The organism is Citrobacter portucalensis (assembly GCF_023374935.1).
GTDB lineage: Bacteria > Pseudomonadota > Gammaproteobacteria > Enterobacterales > Enterobacteriaceae > Citrobacter > Citrobacter portucalensis.
On sequence record NZ_CP092466.1, the window covers coordinates 232,441 to 258,917 of the forward strand.

Annotated in this window: 21 protein-coding genes; 13 read left to right on the forward strand and 8 right to left on the reverse strand. The window is 51.3% G+C overall.

The features are described from left to right. The first annotated feature begins 35 nt into the window (after nt 1-35). Complete coding sequence (locus tag LY264_RS01100; protein WP_048227284.1) at nt 36-1,625, forward strand: STY4199 family HEPN domain-containing protein; 1,590 nt, start codon at nt 36-38, stop codon at nt 1,623-1,625. A gap of 27 nt (nt 1,626-1,652) precedes the next feature. Here the strand turns inward: LY264_RS01100 and LY264_RS01105 are convergent, their stop codons facing one another. Continuing rightward, entirely contained in the window at nt 1,653-3,302 is a 1,650-nt protein-coding gene (locus tag LY264_RS01105) for an alpha,alpha-trehalase (protein WP_003827453.1), read from the reverse strand. Between the two features lie 427 nt (nt 3,303-3,729). Here LY264_RS01105 and LY264_RS01110 point away from each other — a divergent pair, with 427 nt between their 5' ends. The 6 genes from LY264_RS01110 (at nt 3,730) to fraE (ending at nt 10,506) form a co-directional block, all read left to right on the forward strand. Further along, the gene (locus LY264_RS01110; protein WP_071692524.1) at nt 3,730-5,127 is read left to right on the forward strand and encodes a cytochrome-c peroxidase; all 1,398 of its coding nucleotides are present in this window, start codon (nt 3,730-3,732) and stop codon (nt 5,125-5,127) included. A 124-nt stretch (nt 5,128-5,251) separates the two neighbouring features. Beyond that, nucleotides 5,252-5,971, forward strand: a complete 720-nt coding sequence (locus tag LY264_RS01115) for a GntR family transcriptional regulator (RefSeq protein WP_087857176.1) — start codon at nt 5,252-5,254, stop codon at nt 5,969-5,971. A gap of 176 nt (nt 5,972-6,147) precedes the next feature. Then, nucleotides 6,148-7,125, forward strand: coding sequence for a 6-phosphofructose-aspartate deglycase (gene fraB, locus LY264_RS01120; protein ID WP_122984028.1), 978 nt, complete (start codon nt 6,148-6,150; stop codon nt 7,123-7,125). Nucleotides 7,126-7,188: 63 nt separating this feature from the next. Next, nucleotides 7,189-8,028 carry a fructoselysine 6-kinase gene (locus LY264_RS01125; protein WP_071692522.1) on the forward strand — a complete coding sequence of 280 codons (840 nt, stop codon included), beginning with the start codon at nt 7,189-7,191 and terminating at the stop codon, nt 8,026-8,028. 62 nt (nt 8,029-8,090) lie between these two features. Beyond that, nucleotides 8,091-9,410: an anaerobic C4-dicarboxylate transporter family protein gene (locus tag LY264_RS01130; protein ID WP_048227283.1), complete on the forward strand. Its 1,320-nt coding sequence runs from the start codon at nt 8,091-8,093 to the stop codon at nt 9,408-9,410. Between the two features lie 52 nt (nt 9,411-9,462). Then, entirely contained in the window at nt 9,463-10,506 is a 1,044-nt protein-coding gene (gene fraE, locus LY264_RS01135) for a fructose-asparagine asparaginase (RefSeq protein ID WP_048227282.1), read from the forward strand. 66 nt (nt 10,507-10,572) lie between these two features. On the opposite strand, the gene LY264_RS01140 is transcribed toward fraE, so the two are convergent. Continuing rightward, nucleotides 10,573-11,499 (reverse strand): LysR family transcriptional regulator, encoded by a 927-nt coding sequence (locus LY264_RS01140; protein ID WP_048227281.1) that lies wholly within the window; start codon nt 11,497-11,499, stop codon nt 10,573-10,575. Between the two features lie 183 nt (nt 11,500-11,682). Between LY264_RS01140 and LY264_RS01145 the strand changes: the two genes are divergently transcribed. Then, the gene (locus tag LY264_RS01145) at nt 11,683-12,846 is read left to right on the forward strand and encodes a mandelate racemase/muconate lactonizing enzyme family protein (protein ID WP_008786398.1); all 1,164 of its coding nucleotides are present in this window, start codon (nt 11,683-11,685) and stop codon (nt 12,844-12,846) included. Nucleotides 12,847-12,931: 85 nt separating this feature from the next. Here LY264_RS01145 and gorA read toward each other — a convergent pair whose 3' ends face one another. Together gorA and LY264_RS01155 are read right to left on the reverse strand one after the other, a co-directional pair. Next, nucleotides 12,932-14,284 (reverse strand): glutathione-disulfide reductase, encoded by a 1,353-nt coding sequence (gene gorA / locus LY264_RS01150; protein ID WP_048227280.1) that lies wholly within the window; start codon nt 14,282-14,284, stop codon nt 12,932-12,934. A gap of 104 nt (nt 14,285-14,388) precedes the next feature. Then, nucleotides 14,389-15,231, reverse strand: a complete 843-nt coding sequence (locus LY264_RS01155; RefSeq protein WP_003023347.1) for a 23S rRNA (adenine(2030)-N(6))-methyltransferase RlmJ — start codon at nt 15,229-15,231, stop codon at nt 14,389-14,391. Between the two features lie 208 nt (nt 15,232-15,439). Between LY264_RS01155 and prlC the strand changes: the two genes are divergently transcribed. Together prlC and rsmJ are read left to right on the forward strand one after the other, a co-directional pair. Then, entirely contained in the window at nt 15,440-17,482 is a 2,043-nt protein-coding gene (gene prlC, locus LY264_RS01160) for an oligopeptidase A (protein ID WP_048227279.1), read from the forward strand. Nucleotides 17,483-17,490: 8 nt separating this feature from the next. After that, nucleotides 17,491-18,240: a 16S rRNA (guanine(1516)-N(2))-methyltransferase RsmJ gene (gene rsmJ / locus LY264_RS01165; protein ID WP_048215355.1), complete on the forward strand. Its 750-nt coding sequence runs from the start codon at nt 17,491-17,493 to the stop codon at nt 18,238-18,240. A 208-nt stretch (nt 18,241-18,448) separates the two neighbouring features. On the opposite strand, the gene LY264_RS01170 is transcribed toward rsmJ, so the two are convergent. Continuing rightward, nucleotides 18,449-19,648: an NAD(P)/FAD-dependent oxidoreductase gene (locus LY264_RS01170; RefSeq protein ID WP_071692520.1), complete on the reverse strand. Its 1,200-nt coding sequence runs from the start codon at nt 19,646-19,648 to the stop codon at nt 18,449-18,451. A gap of 232 nt (nt 19,649-19,880) precedes the next feature. Here LY264_RS01170 and LY264_RS01175 point away from each other — a divergent pair, with 232 nt between their 5' ends. Next, nucleotides 19,881-20,384, forward strand: coding sequence for an RrF2 family transcriptional regulator (locus LY264_RS01175; RefSeq protein WP_003023361.1), 504 nt, complete (start codon nt 19,881-19,883; stop codon nt 20,382-20,384). An 87-nt stretch (nt 20,385-20,471) separates the two neighbouring features. Here LY264_RS01175 and dtpB read toward each other — a convergent pair whose 3' ends face one another. Together dtpB and uspA are read right to left on the reverse strand one after the other, a co-directional pair. Then, on the reverse strand, nt 20,472-21,944 hold the full coding sequence (gene dtpB, locus LY264_RS01180) for a dipeptide/tripeptide permease DtpB (protein WP_048227277.1): 1,473 nt from the start codon (nt 21,942-21,944) through the stop codon (nt 20,472-20,474). Nucleotides 21,945-22,225: 281 nt separating this feature from the next. Next, nucleotides 22,226-22,663 (reverse strand): universal stress protein UspA, encoded by a 438-nt coding sequence (gene uspA, locus LY264_RS01185; RefSeq protein ID WP_003023368.1) that lies wholly within the window; start codon nt 22,661-22,663, stop codon nt 22,226-22,228. Nucleotides 22,664-23,055: 392 nt separating this feature from the next. On the opposite strand from uspA, the gene uspB reads away from it, so the two are divergent. Further along, complete coding sequence (gene uspB, locus LY264_RS01190) at nt 23,056-23,391, forward strand: universal stress protein UspB (RefSeq protein WP_003023371.1); 336 nt, start codon at nt 23,056-23,058, stop codon at nt 23,389-23,391. A gap of 64 nt (nt 23,392-23,455) precedes the next feature. Here uspB and pitA read toward each other — a convergent pair whose 3' ends face one another. Continuing rightward, the gene (gene pitA, locus LY264_RS01195; RefSeq protein ID WP_003827471.1) at nt 23,456-24,955 is read right to left on the reverse strand and encodes an inorganic phosphate transporter PitA; all 1,500 of its coding nucleotides are present in this window, start codon (nt 24,953-24,955) and stop codon (nt 23,456-23,458) included. 229 nt (nt 24,956-25,184) lie between these two features. On the opposite strand from pitA, the gene LY264_RS01200 reads away from it, so the two are divergent. Beyond that, entirely contained in the window at nt 25,185-26,378 is a 1,194-nt protein-coding gene (locus LY264_RS01200) for a BaiN/RdsA family NAD(P)/FAD-dependent oxidoreductase (protein WP_008786394.1), read from the forward strand. Nucleotides 26,379-26,477 lie beyond the last annotated feature (99 nt).

A 26,477-nucleotide genomic window follows, 5' to 3' on the forward strand; every position in this document is an offset into this window, starting at 1 on the left:
GAGGCCGCACGTTTTGGGTCCTTTTAGGGAAGATGATGACCAATAGCGCGTTACAAGCGACATGTACACCCTTTGAACATTGTCTGGGGATTATCCGCCAGGCGTCGGTAGAAATATTACTGCTGCTAGGCGTACATGCCGCAGAAGGCAAAGACCCACGGTGGTTTCTCGAGCAACTGGATCAGGCACGACTGAATCTGGGCGGCTGGGGGGCTGTCGCCAGACGGTTGCAGATGAATGATGCGCAATTGAGCCAGTTCACTCTGCGGCTACGTCATCTTCAACAGAGTGTACCCCAATATGAAAATGGCCAGGACGTCAGTGAAAACCAGCTGATTTCAGCGCTGCGCTTTGTGGCTTCTCTGGAACAATTACGCCAGCAACAGCCCATCCTGAAGTATCAAACCGAAATTGCACCTGTGGAGCCGGATGCTCAGATGCGGGCGCAGCGTCAACTTCGCGCAATAGAATTAACCCTCAAATCTCTGATTGCACGGGTATGGCCGGATCAACATCCTCTCAACAGCTTTCTGAAACAGCACTTTGGTGGTGAACGCCTGCGTCGCTGGTTAAAGCTGGGTGAAAGTCGGGATGCGCTGGACGGTATGATGTTTAGCGAGTTGGCGCTGATGGTCGTCGATAAGAAATTATTCGTTCGCCACTTTACGCAGATTTTTAACGATACCTCAGTGCTCATGTCATTTGTTGAGCCGCGCATCACGCTACGCATGTTTTTGGATGATTGCCGCCTGGCTCGTAACTGCGTTATCGCGCAGCAGCCGCTGACGTCGGTACAACTGATGTTGCTGGACTACCAGTACCGACAGATAACTCATCCTGTGCAACGGGCATTTGAAGAACGGCGTACGCGCATTAATCCTGCGTCGTATTTGGAATCTGATGAGGCCATGGTCCGCCAGTTTTGGGAAACAGCAAAGCAAAAAGACGAGCAAGCGGGAGGCGATAAGCATGAAATCGCAGACAGTATTGATCCGCCGGAAAAGCGGGCCAAGCGCACTGCGGAAGAACGTGAACAGCTGATTTCCGGTATGTTGTGGGTAGCGGTCGGCGTGATGGTGCTGGCGATTTCGCTGGGTGCGTTCTGGTTATTCACTTCGCCAGCGCCACAGGCGTCTTCCGGACAATCCGTTGAAATTGTGCAGGAGGAACCGCGACGCGATGCCCCCAGCGCACGGGAGGCGGTGACCAGAATGGGCATCACCTGGGATGCCTTTAACATGCGGGCGGCTATCGATCGCAATGACACCCGCGTGACGTCACTGTTCCTGCAGGGCGGGATGGACTGGAAGCTGGCGTGGACGGAGCAGGCGTTTTCGGCGGGCAATACAGAGGTGTTGAGACTGCTGCTGCGTTACCCTTCGCAGATGGATGAAAGCAAACCATGCCGACAGTTTATGACTACGCTCAGCCATGCGATGTCGAATGGGGCATCGCTCACTTCGCTGCATAAAAGTTATCTGCAAAGTTTTTGTTCCGTGCCTGCGGTCGTTGCGCGCCAGCAATATGATCTTGAGCAGGCCGAGCTGCGTGTTCGCGCCCAGCCAAGCCCTGAGAACAAGAAATGGCAGAAAATTCACGCCGAGCTGTACGATGCGATTAACTAAAAGCCTGATGACTCAGACCGTCAGCTGCTAGGGTTCGCCATACAAACCGATGAGTCGGCGCACCACGCCATTGGTCCAGCCAAAGCCGTCCTGCAACGGATATTCCCCACCGCCGCCTTCGCGCGGCGCGGCGTCGGCTATGTGGTATTTTTCGATAAGTTTGTGGTGTTCCTGATAAAAGAGATTCACCGTTTTCAACCAGTTACGGGCAATTTCATCCCCGAGATGGTCGTCACCGTACAGTTTGAAGCCCTGGATCGCCATCCACTGCAGCGGCGCCCAGCCGTTGGGTTTATCCCATTGTTCCCCGGTTTCATGCTCTGTGGCTAAAATGCCACCGGGCGTGAGCAGGCGACTGCGAACCGCGTTAGCAAGCCGATCGGCTTGTTCATGCGTTGCCATACCGACATACAGCGGCACAATACTGGCGGCAGAGAACAGGGCCATTTGTTCGCGCCGCCAGTCGTAATCGCGATAGCAGCCGTTTTCATCGTCCCAGAGATAGCGGTTTACCGCATCACGACGATCGCTGGCTTTCTGGCGAAACAGCGCTTCCGTTTCTTTGTCACCTTTCAGCGCGGAAATATTGGCGATAGTGCTTTCCAGCTTGTAGAGGAATGCGTTCAGGTCAATTGGGATGAACTGCGTGGTGCGTATGCTGGCAAGGCGGCCTGCGTCGCGCAGCCAGCGCGATGAATAATCCCAGCCAGAAGCCGCGCCCGCGCGTAAATCCCGATACACTTCATTGGGCGGGCGACCCGAATGCTTGGCGGTCTCGACGTCTTCAAGCCATGACTCATCGCGCGGCGTATCACGATCGTCCCAATAGCGGTTAAGTAGAGAGCCGTCCGACATTCTGATCACGTGTCGGTAGGCCTGGTTGAGTACCAGGGAATCGGCGCCATCCATCCAGAACGCGTACTCCATTTTTAGATGATCAAGGTAACGACGCGCGCCGCGTACGCCATCTTCTTCAAACAGCTCCACCATCAGGGCAAAAACGGGCGGCTGTGAGCGGCTCAGATAGTAAGTACGGTTGCCGTTCGGGATGTGACCATAGTTTTCAATCATCCAGGCAAAGTTATCTGCCATACATTTCAGCAGATCTTCGCGGCCGCTCTCTGCCAGACCCAGCATGGTAAAGTAGGAATCCCAGTAGTAGGTTTCGCTAAAACGCCCGCCTGGCACAATGTATGACTGCGGTAACGCCAGCAGAGAGGACCAGGGAATGTGATCCTGCGGCTCGCGCGTCAGCACCGGCCACAGTTGATCAATATGTTCTTTCAGCGAACTTTCCGGGTCAGAAACGTATTCGCTGGAGGGCGTTTCCGGGAGCCAGAAATGGTTCTCGACGAAGCGTCGCAGATCGAAGTCCCGATGGCGTTTAACCTTGCGATAACGGATTAAAATGTCCAGCGGGTCCATTTTGGGCGCACAATCAGGGAAGGTTTTACTATCCGCAAACAGTTTGGATGACTGGACGTGTTCGAACAGTTCGAGATAACGATCGGCAGGAGTTAACGCATCTGAAGCGGGAAGCCCTTCAATCATCTCCGGCTCAGGCTCCGCCTCAATCATTTCATCCAGCTTTAACTCGCACGGATCCATTTCATAAAGCAGATCGATGTCGATCGTCATTTCTTCAGAAGGGGCGTGGGGTAGTTTCTGGTTGAGCATAATGAGAAAGACCTCCGATGGACGTTGAAAGATTAAGGCTATTGCCCGGTCGTCAGTTAAGCGTAGACACTCGCTTCGGTGTCGGGTGAGTAAAGCGTGCGGTTGATCACGTTTTAATGCTGAGCAAAATTTAAAGAATCAGACTATCCCAATGAAAATAATGGATAATTCAAAGTTCTGCATAATCTGAATATATTCCATTTTCAGAGCATTCGATTGCAACGAGGTGTGAACAGAGAAAGGTAACGTCTTATCTCTATAATAGGCGCAGGCTATTCTATTGATAGTTCTCCTCCATGTAATTGCTTGATACTTATCAAAATAGTAATCCCTTTATTTCCTATGATGGTCAGGTCTGACAAAGACTGTGCATTAATTATTCTAATTTTTCTGGGTCACAATAACTCACAACGGTGAGGGTAAAATAATGAAAATCATTACCCGTCTTACCGCGATTGCCATAGCTGGCGTCGTGATTTGTTATTTTGGATTATCCGGTTATGTGTGGTATCACGATAATCAACGTAGCAAACAGGCTGATGTTCAGGCCTCTACGCTGGAAGAAAATAATAAGGTATTAGGATTTTTACGCAAAAAAGGATGCGATTATTGTCACACGCCTTCAGCTGAATTACCGTTCTATTCTTCTTTTCCTGTCGCTAAGCAGTTGATGAATTACGACATTCAACTGGGATACAAATCATTCAATCTTGAAGCCGTTCGTGCGGCGCTGGTCGCAGATAAACCCGTTTCGCAAAGCGACCTGAATAAAATTGAATGGGTGATGCAGTACAACACCATGCCGCCAACGCGATATACCGCGCTGCACTGGGCTGGTAAGGTAAGCGATACGGAGCGAGCAGAGATCCTGGGCTGGATTGCGAAACAGCGTGAGCAGTATTACGCCAGTAACGATACCGCCGCGCAGCATCGTAATGAACCTGTGCAGCCGATACCGGAAAGCATCCCAACCGATGCCCGCAAAGTGGCGCTAGGCTTTACGCTTTACCATGACCCGCGTATTTCAGGCGACAGCACGATTTCTTGCGCACATTGTCACGCTCTGAATGCAGGCGGCGTGGATGGCCGGAAAACGTCTATCGGCGTAGGTGGCGCAGTTGGCCCGATTAATGCGCCGACGGTGTTTAACTCGGTCTTCAACGTTGAACAATTCTGGGATGGTCGTGCGCCAACATTGCAGGCGCAGGCAGGCGGCCCGCCGTTGAATCCTATCGAGATGGCGTCTAAATCCTGGGATGAAATTATCCAGAAACTGGATAAAGATCCGCAACTCAAGCAAGAGTTTATCGCGGTTTATCCGCAGGGATTCAGCGGGGATAATATTACCGATGCGATTGCTGAGTTTGAGAAAACGCTAATTACGCCAAATTCGCCGTTTGATAAATGGCTACGTGGTGACGAAGCGGCGTTAACGGCCCAGCAAAAACATGGCTATCAGTTGTTTAAAGATAATAAGTGCGCGACCTGTCATGGCGGTATTATTCTAGGCGGGCGCTCATTTGAGCCATTAGGTTTGAAAAAGGACTTTAATTTCGGTGAAGTCACTGCCGCAGATATTGGCCGGATGAACGTGACCAATGAACTACGTGACAAGCTACGTCAGAAAGTTCCAGGATTACGTAACGTTGCGCTGACTGCGCCTTATTTCCATCGCGGTGATGTGCCTACGCTTGATGGTGCGGTCAAACTGATGCTGCGTTATCAGGTGGGTAAAGAACTGCCGCAGGAAGATATCGATGACATCGTGGCGTTCCTCGAAAGTCTGAACGGGGTTTATACGCCGTATATACAGACCCATCAGTAATTTCAATATGATAAATCGGTCACAAGATTGATTTTGTGGCCGATTTTCTTTTTTTATGCCAGCAAATGTCAGGTAAATAGTTATAATACATGTTATGGTATTTTAATAATACAAATGGATACAAATGATGGAGCAACCTGACAGCAATAGCGCAAAACCTCTCTATAAACAGCTTGAGGCATCTCTGAAAGAGGCGATTTTGCGCGGTGAATACAAGCCCGGTCAGCAGATCCCCACAGAGAATGAACTCAGTAGTCAGTGGCAAGTTAGTCGTGTAACGGTGCGTAAAGCTCTGGATGCCCTAACGCGTGAAAATCTGTTGACGCGTGTTTCTGGCAAGGGGACGTTTGTCAGTAATGAAAAGTTTCAGCGCAGTATGACCGGGATTATGAGCTTTAGCGAGTTGTGTCAGTCTCAGGGGCGGCGGCCCGGTTCCCGGACTATCAAATCGGTTTTTGAATCGGTAGATAACGAGACCAGCGCCTCGCTGGGAATGGCTGAAAAAGAGAAAGCAGTAGTCATTGAACGTATTCGTTATGCTGACGATATTCCCGTTTCGCTGGAAACCATCCAGTTACCTCCTCGTTTTGCCTTTCTGCTACAAGAAGACCTCAATAATCACTCGTTATACGCTTGCTTACGTGAAAAATATGGGCTGTGGTTTACTCATTCGCGCAAAATGATTGAGCTCGTGTATGCAAGCTTTGAGGTTGCTCACTATCTTGGGGTGAGTGAAAATTACCCTCTGATTCTAATTAAGAGTGAAATGATTGATAACAAAGGAGAATTATCTTGTGTGTCCCGTCAGTTGATCGTTGGCGACAAGATTCGCTTCACCGTGTAACCCTCCTCTTACACCCTTAGATGCTGGCCAAAATCGGGATCCGTGTCGCGGATCCCGATTTTTTATGGTTCTTTCGTTGATCAAATGTCTTTAAATGTATTATAAAAATACCAATACATTGAGAGTCATTTTGTGGGCGCTATCCGCCTGTATCATTGATTAAACCAGAGGGAACCATAATGAGCATTAAAGAAATTGTGAACGATATTGTGGCCAGCCAGGCGGAAAAAGGGGGGACTAAACATGTTTACTATGTTGCCTGTGGTGGGTCTTATGCGGCGTTTTACCCTGCAAAAGCATTCTTAGAAAAAGAGTCAAAAACGCTGAGCGTGGGCCTTTACAACAGTGGGGAATTTATCAGTAACCCGCCTGTCGCACTGGGTGAAAATGCTATCGTGGTTGTTGCTTCACATAAAGGCAATACCCCAGAAACCACGAAGGCGGCAGAAATTGCACGTCTGCATGGCGCGACCGTTATTGGGCTGACCTGGGTTATGGATTCACCTTTGGTTGCGCATTGTGATTATGTTGAGACCTATACCTTTGGTGAGGGAAAAGATGTCGCTGGAGAGAAGACGATCCAGTGTTTGCTTACTGCAGTAGAGCTTCTTCAGCAGACAGAAGGCTATGTTCACTATGACGACTTCCTTGATGGCGTCAGTAAAATTAACCGTATTGTATACCGTGCTTGCGAGCATGTGGCTGAACGGGCACAAGCATTCGCTCAGGAATATAAAGACGATAAAGTTATTTATACTGTTGCCAGTGGGGCTGGCTATGGCGCGTCCTATTTACAAAGTATCTGCATATTTATGGAAATGCAGTGGATTCATTCAGCCTGTATTCACAGCGGTGAATTCTTCCACGGGCCGTTCGAGATTACGGATGCTAATACACCATTTTTCGTGCAGCTTTCTGAAGGTAGTACCCGCCCGGTCGATGAGCGTGCATTAGATTTTCTGAAAAAATATGGTCAGCGAATTGAAGTGATAGATGCGAAAGAGTTAGGGTTGTCGACTATCAAAACTACGGTTATTGATTACTTTAACCATTCGCTCTTCAATAATGTTTACCCTGTCTACAACCGTGCGCTTGCTGAAGCTCGCCAGCATCCGCTCACTACACGTCGCTATATGTGGAAAGTAGCATACTGATTACTAAAGGATTAAGGTAAAAGCAAGGACGCTTTTTAAGATATTATAGAGCAGGGTATTATTATGAGTATTCGCGTAATAGGTATAGGTGACAATGTCGTCGATAAATACCTTCATTCTGGAATGATGTATCCAGGTGGCAATGCCTTAAATTTTTCCGTCTACGCAAAGCAAGCAGGGGCTTCAAGCGCCTTCATAGGGGCGTTTGGGAATGATGATGCGGCAAAACATATACAAGATGTATTGCATAAGTTACAGATAGATATTACCCATTGTCGGCATTATGAGGGAGAGAATGGTTACGCCTGTATTCGCCTCAATAATGGCGATCGTGAGTTTGTCACCAGTAATAAAAATGGCGTTTTACGTGAGCATCCCTTCACGCTAACGGCGGATGATCTGCGCTACATTGCCAGTTTTGACTTAGTACACACCAGCATTAATGGTTATCTGGAAACTGAGTTAGAGAAAATAAAACAGAAAAATAGTATGTTATCGTTCGATTTTTCTGGACGTGGCACCGATGAGTATTTCGCAAGAGTATGTCCCTGGGTAGATTATGGATTCATTTCCTGCAGTGGTATATCACCAGATGAAACCAAAGAAAAAATAACTAAACTTTATCAATACGGTTGTCGACATATTATTGCAACCTGTGGGCATGAGCGTGTTTATTATTTTTCTGCCGGTGGTTTTCTTGACTGGACGCCACAATATATTGAGCCAGTAGACACCCTGGGGGCGGGTGATGCGTTTTTAACCGGATTTATGCTCTCCATTATCCAATCAGGTATGGCTGAGCCCGATCGAGAAAGGGTGCTGTGTGCCATGCAGGCTGGTGGTAAATCTGCAGCGAATGTTTTGTCTGATTACGGTGCATTCGGTTTTGGTAAACCGTATTAAACCTGTTAACGCTGTTCCACTCATGTAACCCAACATTCACTCCAGATAAGCCAGGAGGAAGTATGTTTTGGACGGAATTGTGTTTTATTCTTTTAGCCTTAATGATTGGCGCCAGGATTGGCGGTGTATTTTTAGGCATGGTCGGCGGACTCGGTGTTGGCGTCATGGTATTTGTTTTTGGCCTGACGCCATCAACACCACCGATTGACGTTATTCTTATTATTCTTTCGGTTGTTTTAGCTGCCTCATCATTACAAGCCGCTGGTGGTCTGGATTTACTGGTTAAACTGGCAGAGAAAATCCTGCGCCGTCATCCTCGTTATATTACGCTGCTGGCACCTTTTATTTGCTATATCTTCACCTTTATGTCCGGAACGGGGCATGTTGTTTATAGTTTATTGCCGGTTATTTCTGAAGTCGCTCGTGATTCAGGGATCCGTCCTGAGCGGCCATTATCCATTTCTGTTATTGCATCGCAGCAGGCTATCACGGCCAGTCCAATATCGGCGGCGATGGCGGCAATGATTGGTTTAATGGCGCCATTAGGGATATCCATTTCTACAATTATGATGATCTGCGTCCCCGCAACATTAGTGGGTGTCGCGATGGGGGCCATAGCGACCTTTAATAAAGGCAAAGAGCTAAAGGACGACCCTGAATATCAACGCAGGCTTGCTGAGGGATTAATAAAGCCAGCACAGAAACAACGCGATAAAACAGAAGTTACCTTTCGCGCTAAACTCTCTGTTGTACTGTTTTTGATGAGTGCCGTGGTGATTGTGCTGTTAGGGATCATTCCTGAATTACGACCGATGGTGGAAACGGCAAAAGGGCTGCAACCGTTATCGATGTCGGCAGCGATCCAAATAACAATGCTCTCTTTTGCCTGTCTGATAGTTTTGATATGCCGACCTCCGGTGGATCAAATCATCAGCGGCACTGTGTTTCGCGCGGGGGCACTGGCTATTGTCTGCGCTTTTGGCCTTGCCTGGATGAGCGAAACCTTTGTCAACGGGCATATTGATCTGATTAAGGCAGAAGTTCAGACGCTATTACAGCAACATACCTGGTTAATTGCCATCATGATGTTTTTTGTCTCTGCGATGGTCAGTAGCCAGGCAGCAACGACGCTTATTCTTCTACCGTTGGGGCTGGCATTAGGCTTACCTGCTTATGCGCTGATTGGTGCATGGCCTGCGGTGAATGGGTACTTCTTCATTCCAGTTGCGGGTCAATGTCTGGCTGCGCTCGCTTTCGATGATACGGGAACCACGCGCATAGGCAAATATGTATTTAACCATAGCTTTATGCGGCCAGGTTTAGTGAATGTTATTGTTGCTGTCATTGTTGGACTTATTATCGGGAAAATAATTCTGGCTTGATCTTTTTAAAGCATTTCTTATATCACTGATTATTTAAATTCAGAGGGTTAAAATGAATATAAAAATATTCATCGCGGTGGCGATGTTATTTATCAGTTCAACCGTTTTTAGTGCGACAACCCAACCTCACATAATAATCTTGGCGACGGGAGGAACTATTGCTGGCACTGCCGAAAGCAATACCCAAACATCGGGATATAAATCCGGTGAGATAGGTGTTCAAACATTAATTAAAGCGGTGCCTGAGATTAATAATATTGCCAGTGTTGATGGTCAGCAAATATCTAATATTGGCAGTGAAAACATGACCAGTGACATTATTTTAAAGCTATCTCAGCAGGTGAACGCGCTGCTCGCGCGTGATGATGTTGACGGTATTGTTATTACCCACGGAACTGACACGCTCGATGAAACGGCCTACTTTCTCAATCTGACGGTTAAGAGTGATAAACCCGTGGTGTTTACTGCGGCGATGAGACCCGCAACAGCTATTAGTGCCGACGGTGCAATGAATCTGCTGGAAGCGGTCACGGTGGCCGCCGATCCGAATGCAAAGGGTCGGGGGGTTATGGTGGTTTTAAATGATCGTATTGGTTCTGCAAGATTTGTGACCAAGACCAACGCGAACACGCTGGATACTTTCAAAGCCCCGGAGCAGGGATATTTAGGGGTTATCGTCAATGGCAAACCACAGTTTGACACTCGCGTTGAAAAGACGCACACCCTGCGTTCCGTTTTTGATGTAAGAAGCCTTAAAAAGCTGCCGCAGGTAGCGATTATTTATGGTTATCAGGACGATCCTGAATATATGTATGATGCTGCTATTGCGCATCATGTAGACGGAATAGTCTATGCGGGAACCGGTGCCGGATCGGTCTCTGTCAGAAGTGAAGCCGGAATTAAAAAAGCAGAGAAAGCGGGAATCATTGTGGTGCGTGCATCCCGAACGGGCAGCGGCATTGTTCCACCGGATAAGGGGCAGCCGGGATTAGTGTCTGATTCATTAAATCCTGCGAAAGCCCGGGTTTTGTTGATGACCGCGTTAACGCAAACGAAAAACCCTGAGCTCATTCAGCATTATTTTAATACCTACTAAGGCCAGTTATTTAACGCGCTCATTTTTATGCAAAATGAGCGCGTGTCCTCCCCTTGTGGCATCCTGTTATCTCTGCTCGCCCACGAATATTTCCCACAATTCTTCTACCGCTCTGGACATTCTGCCCGCAGGCCGAAACAGTCGGATATCAATGGGTATCCATAACCCGCTCTTCTGTGAAGCCGCCGCGGCGATCGTCCCGGCCTGAACGTCCGGGGCCGCCAGACTTTCCGGCAGCCAGGCAATGCCGTCCCCGGCTTTGACCATCGCCAGCAGCGTGGCGGCCAGATCGGCGGTGAATGCGATGTCCATACCGCGTCGGGCATGATTCACCGATGACGTGTTCGAGAGGATCCTCCCCAGACCGGATTCTGCAGAGAAGGAGAGAAACGGAAATTTTTTGCCCCCCGTAGCCTGCCAGAGCGGCTGATGAGAGCGGGGATCGCATTTGGAGTAAGGTAATAACATTTCTCGACCGAGACGGACGCTAAGATATTTCGTCTGATCGAGGTTGATGTGCATGTGAGGGTGGTAATAACACAGCAGAAACTGCGCATCCCCTTTTTCAATCATCCGTTCACAGGCGCTGAGCGTGTCTGACAGCAGGCGAAATGAGCCGAAACGGGCGATTTTTTCATTATTGCGCATCAGCGCCGGAAAAAATGAGAACGACAGGGAATGCGTTGCGGAGAAAATAACATCCGGTCGGGAATTTCCCGCCGCTTCGATGGTTTCATTTCTCAGGGTGTATAGCGCCCGGATCAGTTCGGGCACCTGAGCGACGAAAACTTCCCCCGCACGGGTCAGGCTGACACCACGGCGGTTACGTTCAAAAATCGGCGTTCCAAGCCACTCTTCCAGCGAAACAATGCGCCGACTGAATGCGGGCTGCGTCACATATCGGGAAGCGGCTGCGCGGGAGAAATTGAGTGACTGCGCCAGCGCAACGCAGTCTTCAAGCCAGGTGAGTTCCAGGTGATGCCGATTTTGCATTACAGCCAGCCTCTTTGGCATTAGATCAGTAAATAGGCACTGCTTAAGATGGAGAAATACAGGACGATGGCGTCCTTAAATGCTGCCTGAGTGCATTATGCCAATAATAAACCGGCATGAGTTATCACTTTTTACAGGCGCGTAAGTGCAAGCATAACTGACCAAGAACCCGCCGGAGAAAACATGCGTATCCTCGATGTTGTAGAAATTACCAAACCCATCGCTTCCCCTATTCGTAATGCCTATATCGATTTCAGCAAGATGACGACCAGCCTGGTGGCCGTTGTGACTGATGTTGAGATAGAGGGCCGCCGTGTGGTGGGATACGGATTTAACTCTAATGGCCGTTACGGCCAGGGGGGATTGATCCGCGAACGCTTCCGTAACCGCATTCTGGACGCTGACCCGGAAAGTTTGTTGAATGCCGAAGGCGATAACCTGGATCCGCATAAAATCTGGGACGTCATGATGAGTAATGAGAAGCCGGGGGGCCATGGTGAGCGTTCGGTGGCTGTGGGTACGCTGGATATGGCTATCTGGGATGCCGTTGCCAAAATTGCCAACAAGCCGTTGTTCCGTCTGCTGGCTGAGATGAAGGGTGTTGAGGCGAATCCACGCGTCTTTGTCTACGCGGCGGGGGGTTACTATTATCCGGGTAAAGACCTGAGCGCGCTGCGTCAGGAAATGCGAGGCTACCTGAACCGCGGCTACAACGTGGTTAAAATGAAAATCGGCGGCGCATCGTTGGAAGAGGACCGTCGCCGTATCGAAGCGGTGTTGACTGAAATTGGCGATGAAGCGCGTCTTGCCGTTGATGCCAATGGACGCTTTAATCTGGAAACCAGTATTGCCTATGCCAAAATGCTACGAGATTATCCATTGTTCTGGTACGAAGAAGCTGGCGACCCGCTGGATTATTCTCTCCAGGCCGCGCTGTCAGAATTTTACCCAGGTTCGATGGCGACGGGTGAAAATCTCTTTTCTCATCAGGATGCGCGCAACCTGCTGCGTTACGGCGGCATGCGCCCGGATCGCGACTACCTGCAATTTGACTGTGCGCTTTCCTACGGTCTGGTCGAATATCTGCGTACCCTCGACGTACTGGCGCAGTTTGGCTGGTCCCCATCACGCTGCATACCGCATGGCGGTCATCAGATGTCGCTGAACATTGCGGCGGGTCTTGGTCTCGGTGGGAATGAAAGTTATCCGGATCTGTTCCAACCGTACGGCGGTTTCCCGGATTCAGTTAAGGTGGAAGAGGGTCATATCGTCATGCCAGAACTGCCGGGCATAGGGTTTGAAGGTAAATCTGACCTGATTAAAGAGATGCGCGCGTTGGCCGAATAGCGCGGGCGGCGGTGACATAACACCCCTCCGGTTGCCGGAGGAGTGTTACTTAAGCGTGTAGTGAATAACGTCTACACGTGGGCAATTAGCGCATAGTAACGAATTCTTCTGCCGCCGTTGGGTGAATAGCGACGGTGTTATCAAAGTCTTTCTTGGTTGCGCCCATTTTCAGCGCGACCGCGAAGCCTTGCAGCATTTCATCCATTCCAAAACCAATACCGTGAATACCGACAATTTTCTCTTCCGGACCCACGCAAACCAGCTTCATACGGCACGGCTGACGATGTGAGGTGACAGCGGTATACATCGCGGTAAACGAGGATTTATACACTTTCACCTGGTCATCGCCGTGCTGTTCGCGAGCCTGCTGCTCGGTCAAGCCCACGGTGCCAATCGGCGGGTGGCTGAAGACCACGGTCGGGATGTTGTTGTAGTCCAGATGCTCGTCCGGCTTGTTGTTGAACAGACGCTCGGACAGACGACGGCCCGCAGCAACGGCAACCGGCGTCAGCTCAACGGCACCGGTGTTATCGCCAACGGCATAAATCCCCGGTACGCTGGTGTTTTGGAATTTATCAACGACGATGTAGCCTTTTTCGTTGGTTTTCACGCCAGTAACGGCCAGGTTAAAGTTATCGGTGGCTGGTTCACGACCGATCGCCCAAATCAGGCAATCCACCGTTTCGCTACGGCCATCTTCCAGTTGCAGAGTCAGACTGCCGTCGGCGTTTTTAATGACCGCTTGCGGAATCGCATGAGTATGCAGGGTCGGACCTTCGGTGTTCATCACCTCGACCAGCGTCTCGACGATCATCGGATCAAAGCTGCGCAGCGGCGCGTGTTTACGCACGAACAGGTGAGTTTCTGCGCCCAGGCCGTTAATTACGCCTGCCAGTTCAACGGCGATGTAGCCTGCGCCAACAACGGCTACACGTTTTGGCAGCGCTGGCAGCTCAAAGAAACCATCGGAGTCGATACCATATTCCACGCCTGGAATATTCGGATGGCTCGGGCGCCCGCCGGTGGCGATCAAAATATGATCGGCAGTAATGGTTTCACCGTTCACTTCAATGGTTTTAGCATCAACGAAGCGGGCAAAGCCTTTAATCACATCAACGTTATTTTTACCCAGCACGTTGTCGTACGAGGTATGAATGCGGTCAATATAAGCGGTACGCGTGGCGATCAGTTTATCCCAGTCGAACTTATTGATGGTGGTGTCGAAACCGTAATCCGGACCGTACATGTGGATCGCTTCGCGGACCTGTGCGGCATGCCACATCACTTTCTTCGGTACGCAGCCAACGTTAACGCAGGTGCCGCCCAGCTCTTTGGCTTCAATCAGTGCGCATTTCTGGCCGTACATTGCTGCACGGTTAATGGAGGCAATACCGCCGCTGCCGCCGCCAATAGCGATGTAATCATAGTGCTTGGTCATGACCGCTCCTTTATGTTCATTGTAGGGCGGAGAAGCGTTACGCCATCCGCCAAAATATTCGCGATTGTATACCTGATATTAAAAGGTTCCACCGATGGCTGCGATTACTCCGGCACGATCCAGCTTACTGAAGTATGCCCGGTTCCTGCCGGGACCAGTTTGCTGTGTAGCCACGGCAGGACGTTGTTCATCTGCTGCTCCAGCTTCCATGGCGGGTTAATCACAATCATGCCGGACGCCGTCATGCCACGCTGATCGCTGTCCGGGCGTACCGCCAGCTCAATTTGCAGAATTTTGCGGATGCCGGTGTCTTCCAGATCGTGGATCATGCGCTTGATTTGTTGGCGCAGAACCACCGGATACCACAACGCATAGGTGCCGGTCGCGAAACGTTTGTAGCCTTCGTTAATCCCGGTCACTACTGCCTGGTAGTCGCTTTTGATTTCGTAGGGTGGATCGATAAGGATCAACCCACGACGGGAAACTGGCGGTAATTTTGCTTTCAGCTGCTGATAACCATCGGCTTTGGCCACGCGAGCGCGCTCATCTTTCTGGAATTCGCCGCGCAGCAGAGGGAAGTCGCTCGGGTGCAGTTCAGTTAATTGCAGGCTGTCCTGTTCGCGCAGCAGCTGGCGAGCAATTAACGGAGAGCCCGGGTAGTAGCGCAGCTGACCGCTACGGTTGAAGTGTTGCACCACGCCAATGTAGGGTTCCAGTTCGGCAGGCAAATCGTCCTGCTGCCAGATGCGGGCGATCCCTTCCAGATATTCACCGGTACGTTCGGCATGCTCACTGCTCAGCTGATAACGGCCAGCGCCAGCATGGGTGTCCAGATAGAGAAACGGTTTTTCTTTCTCTTTGAGCGACTCGATGATCAGGCTCTGAACGGTATGTTTAAGGACGTCGGCGTGGTTGCCTGCGTGATAACTGTGGCGATAACTGAGCATGGGTAATGAAATTCCGCTGAAATGACGATTTGCCACAGTTTACAGCAGATCGGCACAGATTACCCGTAGGCCCGGTAAGCGCAGCGCCACCGGGCGTCTTTCCATCACGGTTAGCATTGAAATCCTCTACACTTAACCCCATTGTACAAATTAATATGCACAGCGCCGGATACGCGCTTCATTCACTCTTTTCAACAGGACCGCGCTAATGACCAATCCATTGCTGACTCCCTTCGAACTGCCGCCGTTTTCTAAAATTCAGCCAGAGCACGTTGTGCCTGCCGTCACTAAGGCGCTGAACGATTGCCGTGAAAATGTTGAGCGCGTGGTTGCGCAGGGCGCGCCGTACACCTGGGAAAATCTCTGCCAGCCGTTGGCAGAAGTCGACGATGTGCTGGGACGTATTTTCTCTCCGGTTAGTCACCTGAATTCGGTGAAAAACAGCCCGGAACTGCGTGAAGCCTACGAACAAACGCTGCCGCTGCTGTCTGAATACAGCACCTGGGTTGGACAACATGAAGGCCTGTACAAAGCGTACCGTGACCTGCGTGATGGCGATCATTATGCCACCCTGAACACCGCACAGAAAAAAGCGGTTGATAACGCGCTGCGCGATTTTGAGCTTTCTGGTATTGGTCTGCCGAAGGAAAAACAGCAGCGCTATGGTGAGATTGCCACCCGCCTGTCTGAGCTCGGCAACCTGTATAGCAATAACGTCCTCGATGCTACGATGGGCTGGACCAAGCTGGTGACCGACGACGCGGAACTTGCCGGGATGCCGGAAAGCGCGCTGGCCGCCGCAAAAGCGCAGGCTGAAGCCAAAGAGCAGGAAGGCTATCTGTTAACCCTGGATATCCCAAGCTACCTGCCGGTGATGACCTACTGTGATAACCAGGGACTGCGTGAAGAGATGTATCGTGCATACTCCACGCGCGCGTCTGACCAGGGGCCAAACGCGGGCAAATGGGACAACAGCCCGATAATGGAAGAGATCCTCGCGCTGCGCCACGAACTGGCACAACTGCTGGGCTTTGAGAGCTACGCCTTTAAATCTCTGGCTACCAAAATGGCGGAGAACCCGCAGCAGGTACTCGACTTCCTGACCGACCTGGCGAAACGTGCCCGTCCGCAGGGTGAGAAAGAGCTGGCTCAGCTGCGCGCCTTCGCGAAAGCGGAATTTGGTGTTGATGAGCTACAGCCGTGGGATATCGCTTACTACAGCGAGAAACAAAAACAGCACCTCTACAGCATCAGCGACGAGCAGCTGCGTCCTTACTTCCCGGAAAACAAAGCCGTTAATGGTCTGTTTGAAGTGGTTAAACGTATTTATGGCATCACCGCCAAAGAGCGCACCGATGTTGACGTCTGGCATCCGGAAGTTCGTTTCTTCGAGCTGTACGATGAAAACAACGAGCTGCGTGGTAGCTTCTATCTTGATCTGTATGCCCGTGAACACAAACGCGGCGGGGCGTGGATGGACGACTGTGTCGGCCAGATGCGTAAATCCGACGGCACATTGCAAAAGCCGGTCGCTTACCTGACCTGTAACTTTAACCGTCCGGTGAACGGTAAACCTGCGCTGTTTACCCACGATGAAGTGATCACCCTGTTCCACGAGTTCGGCCACGGTCTGCACCATATGCTGACCCGTGTCGAAACCGCGGGCGTTTCCGGTATTAACGGTGTGCCATGGGATGCGGTCGAACTGCCGAGCCAGTTTATGGAGAACTGGTGTTGGGAGCCGGAAGCGTTGGCGTTTATCTCTGGTCACTTTGAGACCGGTGAACCGCTGCCGAAGGAACTGCTGGATAAAATGCTGGCGGCGAAAAACTACCAGGCAGCGCTGTTTATTCTGCGTCAACTGGAGTTCGGTCTGTTTGATTTCCGTCTGCACGCGGAGTTTAACCCGCAGCAAGGGGCTAAAATCCTCGAGACGCTGGCGGAAATTAAAAAACAGGTCGCCGTGGTGCCGGGCCCAACGTGGGGCCGCTTCCCGCATGCCTTCAGCCACATTTTTGCTGGTGGCTACGCAGCGGGTTACTACAGCTATCTGTGGGCAGACGTACTGGCGGCAGATGCCTTCTCTCGCTTCGAAGATGAAGGGATTTTCAACCGTCAAACCGGACAATCGTTCCTCGATAACATCCTCACCCGTGGCGGTTCTGAAGAGCCGATGGAACTGTTCAAGCGCTTCCGTGGCCGTGAGCCACAGCTGGATGCAATGCTGGAGCATTACGGGATCAAAGGCTGATTATTCACGTGAAAATCTGCTTAGTAGATGAAACAGGCGCCGGAGACGGCGCCTTATCTGTTCTTGCCGCCCGCTGGGGACTGGAACACGATGAAGATAACCTGATGGCGCTGGTGATGACGCCGGAACATCTGGAACTGCGCAAACGTGATGAACCCAAACTCGGCGGTATCTTCGTGGATTTCGTGGGCGGTGCGATGGCCCATCGGCGCAAATTTGGCGGTGGACGCGGTGAAGCGGTGGCGAAGGCTGTTGGCATTAAAGGCGATTACCTGCCGGATGTGGTCGATGCGACAGCTGGGCTGGGGCGCGATGCGTTTGTACTGGCCTCGGTAGGCTGCCGCGTACGAATGCTGGAACGTAATCCGGTAGTGGCGGCGCTGCTTGATGATGGCCTGGCGCGCGGCTATGCCGACCCGGAAATCGGTCCGTGGCTGCAGGAACGTTTACAGCTGATCCATGCGTCGAGTCTGACGGCGTTAATCGATATTACGCCGCGCCCGCAGGTGGTGTACCTCGATCCGATGTTTCCACATAAGCAGAAAAGCGCGCTGGTGAAAAAAGAGATGCGGGTGTTTCAGTCGCTGGTGGGGCCGGATTTAGATGCGGATGGGCTGCTGGAGCCTGCGCGTCAGTTGGCCACCAAACGTGTGGTGGTGAAGCGCCCAGACTACGCGCCGCCGCTGGCGGATGTCGCTACGCCGAATGCGGTAGTCACGAAAGGGCATCGGTTTGATATCTACGCTGGGACAGCATAGTTTGTAGGCCGGATAAGGCGTTAGCCGCATCCGGCTTGGTGCGCTGAACTGCCTGATGCGCTACGCTTATCAGGCCTACGGCAGCGTGTCTTTGTAGGCCGCATCCCGGCTTGGTGCGCTGAACTGCCTGATGCGTTACGCTTATCAGGCCTACGACAGCGTGTCTTTGTAGGCCGGATAAGGCGTTAGCCGCATCCGGCATAACCTATTAAACAAACGGTGCCAGCGGGTCGGCAATCTCAAATGCTACTGCTCGGTCTGCTTTCGGTGGGTAAATCAGCTCGCTGACAATCGACACCTTCAGCTTCTTCGCTTCTGCGCGCGTCAGTTTCACTTGCTGATCCCATCCTTCGCTATACACCGCACCCCAGGCACCAAGATCCAGGCAGGTGACGTAGTTTTCCTGACGATATGGCAATGGCGTTACGTCCAACAGGTCCGCCGCGGCGTTATTACCGGCAAATTTACCCAACAAAATCGCGTGCTGACAGGTCATTAACGCATGGTTGCCTTTGTCGTCGGTGGCGGCATAGGCCACATCGCCAGTGGCGTAGATATCATCGTGACCCACAACCTGCAGATTGGCATTCACATGCAGACGGCCCTGGCGATCGCGCGGGGCGTTAATCTGTGCTGCCAGGCTATTAGCCTGCACGCCGACGGTCCAGATAACCGTCTGAGAGGCAATCACCTGCCCATCTTTCAGCGTGACGCCGGAGGCATCCACGCACTCTACTTCCGCATTGACCAGCCACTCGACGCCTAGTTCAGCAGAGGCTTCGATAATCACGTCACGTAATTCCTGGCTCCAGCGTCCTCCTGGTTGAGCACCGCGTTCAACTACGACAACTCTGGTCTTAGCATCAGCGCCCAATATTTCGCGCAAACGACCCGGTAATTCCAGCGCCATCTCTATCCCGGTGAAACCACCACCACAGACCACCACGGTATTACGAGCCTCACTTTCCGGTTGTAATGCCAGATTATTAATGTGCTGCTCCAGTACAGCGGCGCTCTCGAGTTGGTCGAGGTCAAACGCGTGCTCGGCGGCACCGGCGACGGCGTCGCGGTTTACGTGACTTCCGCTGGCGAGCACCAGGCGGTCATAGCGACGCAGATGAGTGTCACCGTTGGCATCTTTCCAGCTCACCTCTTTAGAGTCCGGGAGGATTTGCTCGACGTGACCTTGCAGGAAGTTGACGCCGGTAACGTCAAACAACGGTTGCAGTGGTGCGACCAGCGTATGAACGGCGCTTTCATAAAAGCGTGGGCGAACACGCAGCTCCGGCTGTGGCGCAATTACTGTAATATCAATTGCCTGCTGATGTTTATCCGCCAGTCGTGCGGCGCTTAATGCTGCCCACATACCGGCAAAGCCGGCGCCCACGATCAGAATTTGTTTACACATTGGGGTTTTCTCACTGGTGACTACGAATTATTTACTCGGATTCTATTTGTCGTAGTTATGAATTGCAATGCGATCGAGCTTCTTTTTGCCTTAAAGGGTGGTGTTTCTTGATTATCTGTTTGATAAATATGTATTTAAAGTTCTTTTGTGAAAAGGTGGCACTTTGCTGTCTGGAATGAATGAGATGAAAAAGCTACAATAAACTCAGATTCATTTTTGCTGAGATAAGAGAATGGCATTCTACAGTTCGGGAGTTGAGTACGGCATTCATAGCCTGATGTGTATGGTCGACAGTAAGGGCGACGCGCGGGATATGAGCGTGCGGGAAATAGCCGAACTGCAAAGCGTACCGTATGACTATCTGGCAAAAATTTTCACCCGTCTGTCCAAAGCGGGTCTGGTGCGCAGCATTGAAGGCAAAGGTGGCGGTTTCCAGTTAGCTAAACCCGCTGAACACATCACGGTGTTGGATGTGGTGAATGCTATTGATGGCGATAAGCGCATCTTTGAGTGTCGTGAAATTCGCCAGCGGCTGGCGGTATTTGAGGAGCATCCACCCGAGTGGGCCTGTGAAGGCATTTGTGGCGTGCGTTCGGTAATGGACATGGCTCAGCAGCGAATGGAAGAAGCGCTCGGCCAGCATACGATTCTGGACTTGGCGCGCAAAATGTACCGTAAAGCACCGGACACTTTTGTGGTGGAAGTGCAGGAGTGGATAGACGCGCGTAAAGGGTAGTGAGTGAAAATGCCCGATAGCGCAAGGCGACCGGGCATGTTGAATGTAGACCGGATAGGGGCAATAGCCGCCATCCGGCACTGAAGGTTATTGCTCGGAGCTCGGCGTATTAATCATGCGGTTCAGCCATGGCACCATAATCGCCATAACAACCGTTACGGCCAGGGTGACAAGGCCAATCTTACTGAAGACGTTGGTATAGATAGGCAGCGTTTGCAGCGGGTCGGTGATGTTCTCTGGTACGGCGGTGAACGTCGCGACATAACCCCCCATCAGGAAGGCTGCGGCCTGCGTCAGGAACCACATCCCAAGAATGAAGCCCATCAGGTGTTGTGGCACGAGAGCGGCGACCATAGCCAGTCCCAGGGCGCTAATCAGCAGTTCACCCAGGCTCTGGAACAGATACACCAGCACGATAAACCACGGCGACGTCAGCCCTTGTGCATCGGCAAACCACATCCCGGCAGCGGCGGCCGTCAGGAAGCCCAATGAGCACAGGAACATACCGAGCGTAAATTTCATCGGCATGGTCAGGTCTTTGCCTTTGTTGCCCAGACGGGTATAGATTGCGGCCAGTACCGGACTCGCCAGTACCACCCAGAACGGGTTCAGCGCCTGGAAGCTCACCGGGTTGATGGCGAAACCAAGAATTTCATGGTGTACGTTATTGATCGCAAAGAAGTTTAGCGATGTCGGCATCTGCGCGTACAGCACGTAGAACACCACCGCTTCCAGCATCAGGATAAAGGCCACGAACATCTTGTTGCGCCCGGTTTTATCCAGTTTGAATGCCTGACGGAAGAAGATGATGGTCACGGCAATCGACAGGACGATCAGCACCAGGTTGGCAATCTGCACGTTGTGCATCAGCCAGGCGCAGATAAATACCATCACTACCGTACCGGCCAGCACGTACAGCAGGTTACGGAAGTTCAGTGGCTTATGGTCTGGCTCAGAGCCGATATTTTTCACCATTCCGCGGCAGGCAAAGTATACCAACAGCGCGACGATTAGTCCGGCTCCGCACAGGTTGTAAGTCACAGCGTAGCCAAACTTATCGGCAATCACCGGCGCCAGCGACAGTGACAGTAGCGAACCGATGTTAATCGACATATAAAACAGGGTGAAAGCACCGTCCAGACGGGCGTCTTTCGGGGGATAACATTTTGACAGCAGGCTTGCCGGGTTGGCTTTAAATAGCCCGTTACCAACGGCAATGGTACCCAAAGCAATAAAGATCAGATCCGGCTTAAGCAGCGACATCCCGGTCATGAAGTAGCCGATTGCCAGCACAATGGCACCGAGTACCAGCGTGCGCTTGGTGCCTAACAGATGGTCGCCGACGTAGCCGCCGATCGAGATCAGGCCGTAAACCAGTGCGGCAAAGGCACCAAAGGTGACAAATGCCTGTTCTTGTGAAAATCCGAGCTGCTTAACAAAAAATACCGCCAGGATGCCCTGTACGCCGTAATAGCCAAATCGTTCCCATAATTCCACAAAGAAGATCATGAAGAACGGACGAGGTTGCTGCAGCAAGCCCGTAGGTGCAGTTTTATTCATATTCCATCGCCTTTCAAAGCCATCCCGAAAAGTATGAACGCGTATGCTTAAACGCGCCGAAAAAGTCTTATTTTGTTATAGACTGCGGTTATTGGCCGCAAGGGTAGAGTATTATAGAGATAGTTTTCGATCCAATTAGTTGATCACACTAATTATGATTTGTTTGTTGGATTGATGTACTAATTGTGACCGAATGATAAAAACAAAAACGCCCGCGAAGGCGGGCGTTTACAGGCTTAACGACTTGCAGTGGGCCGGGTTAACTTCCGGCGGCAAGCATTTTATGCTTCTTCGTCGTCACGCAGCGGAACAATCAACATGTCGACGTGGACGGTGTTGATCAGTTGGCGCGCGGAGGACATCAGTTTGCTCCAGAAATCCTGGTGGTGACCACAGACGACCAGATCCATGTCGTATTTTTTGATGGCATCAACCAGAACCTGACCCAGGTCGCCGCTACCGCTCAGGGTTTCGGTGATAGGGTAGCCTGCATTGGTGGACAGCTCGGTTAACGCGTGGTGGGTTTCTTCAGAAATGCGTTTCTGCATGTCGCCCAGATTCACGTCGATGAGCCCGGTGTACAGGTCGGAATAGTTTACGTCAACGTGGATAAGGGAGACTTTAGCATTGTAAGGTCGCGCCATAGAAACCGCTTTTTCAACCAGAACTTTGCTTTCCGGAGAAAGATCAACCGCGATAAGAATGTGTTTATAAGCCATAGTGTTACTCCTTCCATAAGTTGTCGATGACTAGCCTGCTGGCGTTATATGCCGCCGCGTCATCCGCGTCCTGCGAACCTTGTGCGCGGGGCTAGCCCAGTCGTAAAAACGTACCATATAAGGACTATCCTTACATTATAGCGACCAGGATAATCCGTCAATCCGCCTTGCTTGCCAAATAGTTAAACAAATTTTTTAGTTAATTGCATTGATAGCGATTAACCTTATGGCAAAAAAATTAACTAATCTCCTACACTATCTAAAGAGGCGTTCGGATGCGTGATACTAACACGAACGGTTTCGGCTGCACTCTTCATTGAATGGTTTGGCAGGGTATCGGGGAGCGGTAGTCCCGGAAAGGAGTTCCGTGGGCGGGTCGCCGGGGAGGAGGTATGATAAGCACCATTGCATTATTCTGGGCTTTATGTGTCGTTTGCATTGTTAATATGGCGCGCTATTTTTCTTCGCTACGCGCACTGTTAGTGGTACTTCGTGGTTGCGATCCATTACTTTACCAGTATGTAGATGGAGGGGGCTTTTTTACCTCGCATGGGCAACCGAACAAGCAGATGCGTCTGGTGTGGTATATCTACGCTCAGCGTTACCGCGATCATCATGATGATGAATTTATTCGCCGCTGTGAGCGGGTTCGCGGTCAGTTCATTCTCACCAGCGCGCTATGCGGCCTGGTGCTAATCAGCATGGTTGCGCTGATTATCTGGCACTGATGCCAACAACAGATACAAAAAAAGCGGGTCAGCTTCCTGACCCGCTTTTTTACCGTGCATTCGCTTAGATAAGCTTCAGGGAGAGCCAGTACAGCACCCCGGAAAGAATAATCGCAGCCGGCAGGGTGAAGACCCAGGCCATCAGAATGCTGGTTACCGTTTTACGCTGCAATCCGCCGCCATCAACAACCATCGTCCCCGCAACGGAAGAAGAGAGAACGTGGGTGGTGGAAACGGGCATACCGGTGTAGCTGGCGAGACCGATAGAGACTGCGGCGGTCATCTGCGCCGACATCCCCTGGGCATAAGTCATGCCTTTCTTACCGATTTTCTCGCCGATGGTGGTGGCAACGCGACGCCAGCCAATCATCGTACCAATACCCAGCGCCAGTGCGACGGCCATAATGATCCAGATAGGCGCGTACTCAATGGTGCTCAGCATGTCAGCTTTCAGTTTTTTCAGCAGACGCTGATCGTCAGCGCTTACGCCAGGCAGCTTAACCACTTTATCGGTGGTATCAGAGATGCACAGCATAATACGGCGCAGCTGACCACGCTGTTCGACGCTTAACTTGTCGTAGGTTTCCAGGTTCGCCAGCATACCTTTCGCACGTTCCAGCGCGTTGATGGTATTCGCCGGGTGGCAATGGAACTCTGTCGTCGTCGCGGGTGCCGCGTCCGTCGGGGACGGAATCAGCTGGTCTACGCCTGTGGCCTGTTTAAGCAGGTCAGGGCGCTGCTGGAAGAAGACTTCGACGTTATTGATTGCATCACGGGTACGGGTAATCTCGTAACCGGAAGCATTCATATTCACCACGAAGCCTGCAGGCGCTACGCCAATCAGCACCAGCATCACCAGACCAATGCCTTTCTGCCCGTCGTTAGCGCCATGAGAGAACGCTACGCCGATAGCGGAGAGGATCAGTGCAATACGGGTCCAGAACGGCGGCTTTTTCTTGCCATCTTTCTTTTCACGTTCTGCTGGCGTCAGGTGGATACGGGCACGTTTTTTTGTACCGCTCCAGTAACGACGCAGAATGAAAATAAGACCGCCTGCAACCACCAGACCAACAATTGGCGAGATGATAAGCGAAGCAAAAATACCGATAACTTTCGGAATGTTAAGTGCGTCCACCACCGAGGTGCCGGTCATCAGTGCATTGGTTAAACCAATACCGATAATGGCGCCAATCAGCGTGTGGGAGCTGGATGCAGGTAAACCAAAGTACCAGGTACCCAGGTTCCAGATAATTGCCGCCAGCAGCATGGAGAACACCATGGCAAGGCCATGTGACGATCCCATATTAAGCAGCAGATCCGTTGGTAGCATATGCACGATGGCATACGCCACGCTGAGACCACCCAGCAAAACACCAAAGAAGTTGAACAACGCAGCCATGACCACCGCCAATTGCGAACGCATTGCACGGGTATAGATCACGGTTGCGACAGCATTGGCTGTGTCATGGAAGCCGTTAATTGCTTCGTAGAACAGCACAAAAGCCAGAGCAAGCAATAGTAAAAGCCCGGTATGTAAATCCAGGCCAGCAAACAAATGTAGCATAGGACGTTACGCCATTTTGAGGACATGAACGCGGCGCATTATCAGTGACTTTGGCGGCGCGGGCAAAGTGAAATATAGAGTTTTTTTGATTTGTCTCCTGCTTTGTTTTACACCACTAAAGAATTATCCTATATATTTCAGTTAAATACCCTTTATCGGTAGTTTGGTGCTGGTGCGACCACTGAGGAATCTTTACAATTCACACCCGCTTTTTAGAGAGGATCGCAACGTGGAAAGGTTTGATACCGTTATTATAGGCGCTGGCGCAGCGGGTATGTTTTGTGCCGCGCAGGCAGGACAAGCAGGTAGTCGAGTACTGCTTATTGATAATGGTAAAAAGCCAGGACGCAAGATTCTCATGTCTGGCGGGGGACGCTGCAACTTTACCAATCTTTATGTCGAACCGGCCGCCTATTTGAGCCAAAACCCCCATTTTTGCAAATCGGCACTGGCACGCTATACGCAGTGGGATTTTATCGACCTGGTGGGCAAACACGGTATTGCCTGGCACGAAAAAACGCTGGGTCAGCTGTTCTGCGATGATTCCGCTCAGCAAATTGTCGATATGCTGGTAGACGAGTGTGAAAAAGGTAACGTAACTATGCGGTTACGGAGCGAAGTCCTGAGCGTGGTGCAGGATGATGAAGGTTTCACCCTCGAACTGAATGGCATGACGGTCGGCACGAAAAAACTGGTTATCGCTTCCGGTGGGCTTTCCATGCCGGGTCTGGGGGCAACGCCGTTTGGTTATAAAATTGCCGAACAGTTTGGTCTGAAGGTGTTGCCAACGCGCGCGGGACTGGTGCCCTTTACGTTGCATAAGCCACTGCTGGAGCAGCTTCAGGTGCTCTCTGGCGTGTCGGTCTCCTCCGTTATCACTGCCGAGGATGGCACCGTATTTCGCGAAAATCTGCTCTTTACACACCGAGGACTTTCGGGCCCAGCTGTTTTGCAGATTTCCAGTTTTTGGCAGCCAGGCGAATTTGTCAGTATTAATTTGTTGCCGGATGTTGACCTTGCGAGCTTCCTCGACGAACAACGTAGCGCACACCCTAACCAGAGCTTAAAGAACACCTTAGCAATGCAGTTGCCAAAGCGTCTGGTGGAATGCTTGCAGCAGTTAGGGCAAATTCCTGACGTATCTCTGAAGCAGCTTAACGTGCGCGATCAACAGACGCTGGTTGAAACGCTGACCGAGTGGCGGGTGCAGCCGAACGGTACGGAAGGGTATCGTACCGCTGAAGTCACGTTGGGCGGCGTTGATACCAACGAGCTGTCATCGCGCACGATGGAAGCCCGCAAAGTGCCAGGGCTGTATTTTATCGGCGAAGTGATGGACGTCACCGGCTGGTTGGGTGGCTATAACTTCCAGTGGGCATGGTCGAGTGCCTGGGCATGTGCACAGGATCTGGTGTCTGAATAAGCGAAGACGATACGTTGAGCGTGGACCCGCTGCGTTTTACATAAAGCTCACTTGTGAAATTTGCCCGGTAAATGGATTGCCGGGCACGGTTTTTTGCCT

Bases quoted from the DNA above. Each gene is read 5' to 3' on its own strand.
- LY264_RS01100 (WP_048227284.1), top strand. From the start codon at position 36: ATGACCAATAGCGCGTTACAAGCGACATGTACACCCTTTGAACATTGT.
- LY264_RS01105 (WP_003827453.1), bottom strand. From the start codon at position 3,302: ATGCTCAACCAGAAACTACCCCACGCCCCTTCTGAAGAAATGACGATC.
- LY264_RS01110 (WP_071692524.1), top strand. From the start codon at position 3,730: ATGAAAATCATTACCCGTCTTACCGCGATTGCCATAGCTGGCGTCGTG.
- LY264_RS01115 (WP_087857176.1), top strand. From the start codon at position 5,252: ATGATGGAGCAACCTGACAGCAATAGCGCAAAACCTCTCTATAAACAG.
- LY264_RS01125 (WP_071692522.1), top strand. From the start codon at position 7,189: ATGAGTATTCGCGTAATAGGTATAGGTGACAATGTCGTCGATAAATAC.
- LY264_RS01130 (WP_048227283.1), top strand. From the start codon at position 8,091: ATGTTTTGGACGGAATTGTGTTTTATTCTTTTAGCCTTAATGATTGGC.
- fraE (WP_048227282.1), top strand. From the start codon at position 9,463: ATGAATATAAAAATATTCATCGCGGTGGCGATGTTATTTATCAGTTCA.
- LY264_RS01140 (WP_048227281.1), bottom strand. From the start codon at position 11,499: ATGCAAAATCGGCATCACCTGGAACTCACCTGGCTTGAAGACTGCGTT.
- LY264_RS01145 (WP_008786398.1), top strand. From the start codon at position 11,683: ATGCGTATCCTCGATGTTGTAGAAATTACCAAACCCATCGCTTCCCCT.
- gorA (WP_048227280.1), bottom strand. From the start codon at position 14,284: ATGACCAAGCACTATGATTACATCGCTATTGGCGGCGGCAGCGGCGGT.
- LY264_RS01155 (WP_003023347.1), bottom strand. From the start codon at position 15,231: ATGCTCAGTTATCGCCACAGTTATCACGCAGGCAACCACGCCGACGTC.
- prlC (WP_048227279.1), top strand. From the start codon at position 15,440: ATGACCAATCCATTGCTGACTCCCTTCGAACTGCCGCCGTTTTCTAAA.
- LY264_RS01170 (WP_071692520.1), bottom strand. From the start codon at position 19,648: ATGTGTAAACAAATTCTGATCGTGGGCGCCGGCTTTGCCGGTATGTGG.
- LY264_RS01175 (WP_003023361.1), top strand. From the start codon at position 19,881: ATGGCATTCTACAGTTCGGGAGTTGAGTACGGCATTCATAGCCTGATG.
- dtpB (WP_048227277.1), bottom strand. From the start codon at position 21,944: ATGAATAAAACTGCACCTACGGGCTTGCTGCAGCAACCTCGTCCGTTC.
- uspA (WP_003023368.1), bottom strand. From the start codon at position 22,663: ATGGCTTATAAACACATTCTTATCGCGGTTGATCTTTCTCCGGAAAGC.
- uspB (WP_003023371.1), top strand. From the start codon at position 23,056: ATGATAAGCACCATTGCATTATTCTGGGCTTTATGTGTCGTTTGCATT.
- pitA (WP_003827471.1), bottom strand. From the start codon at position 24,955: ATGCTACATTTGTTTGCTGGCCTGGATTTACATACCGGGCTTTTACTA.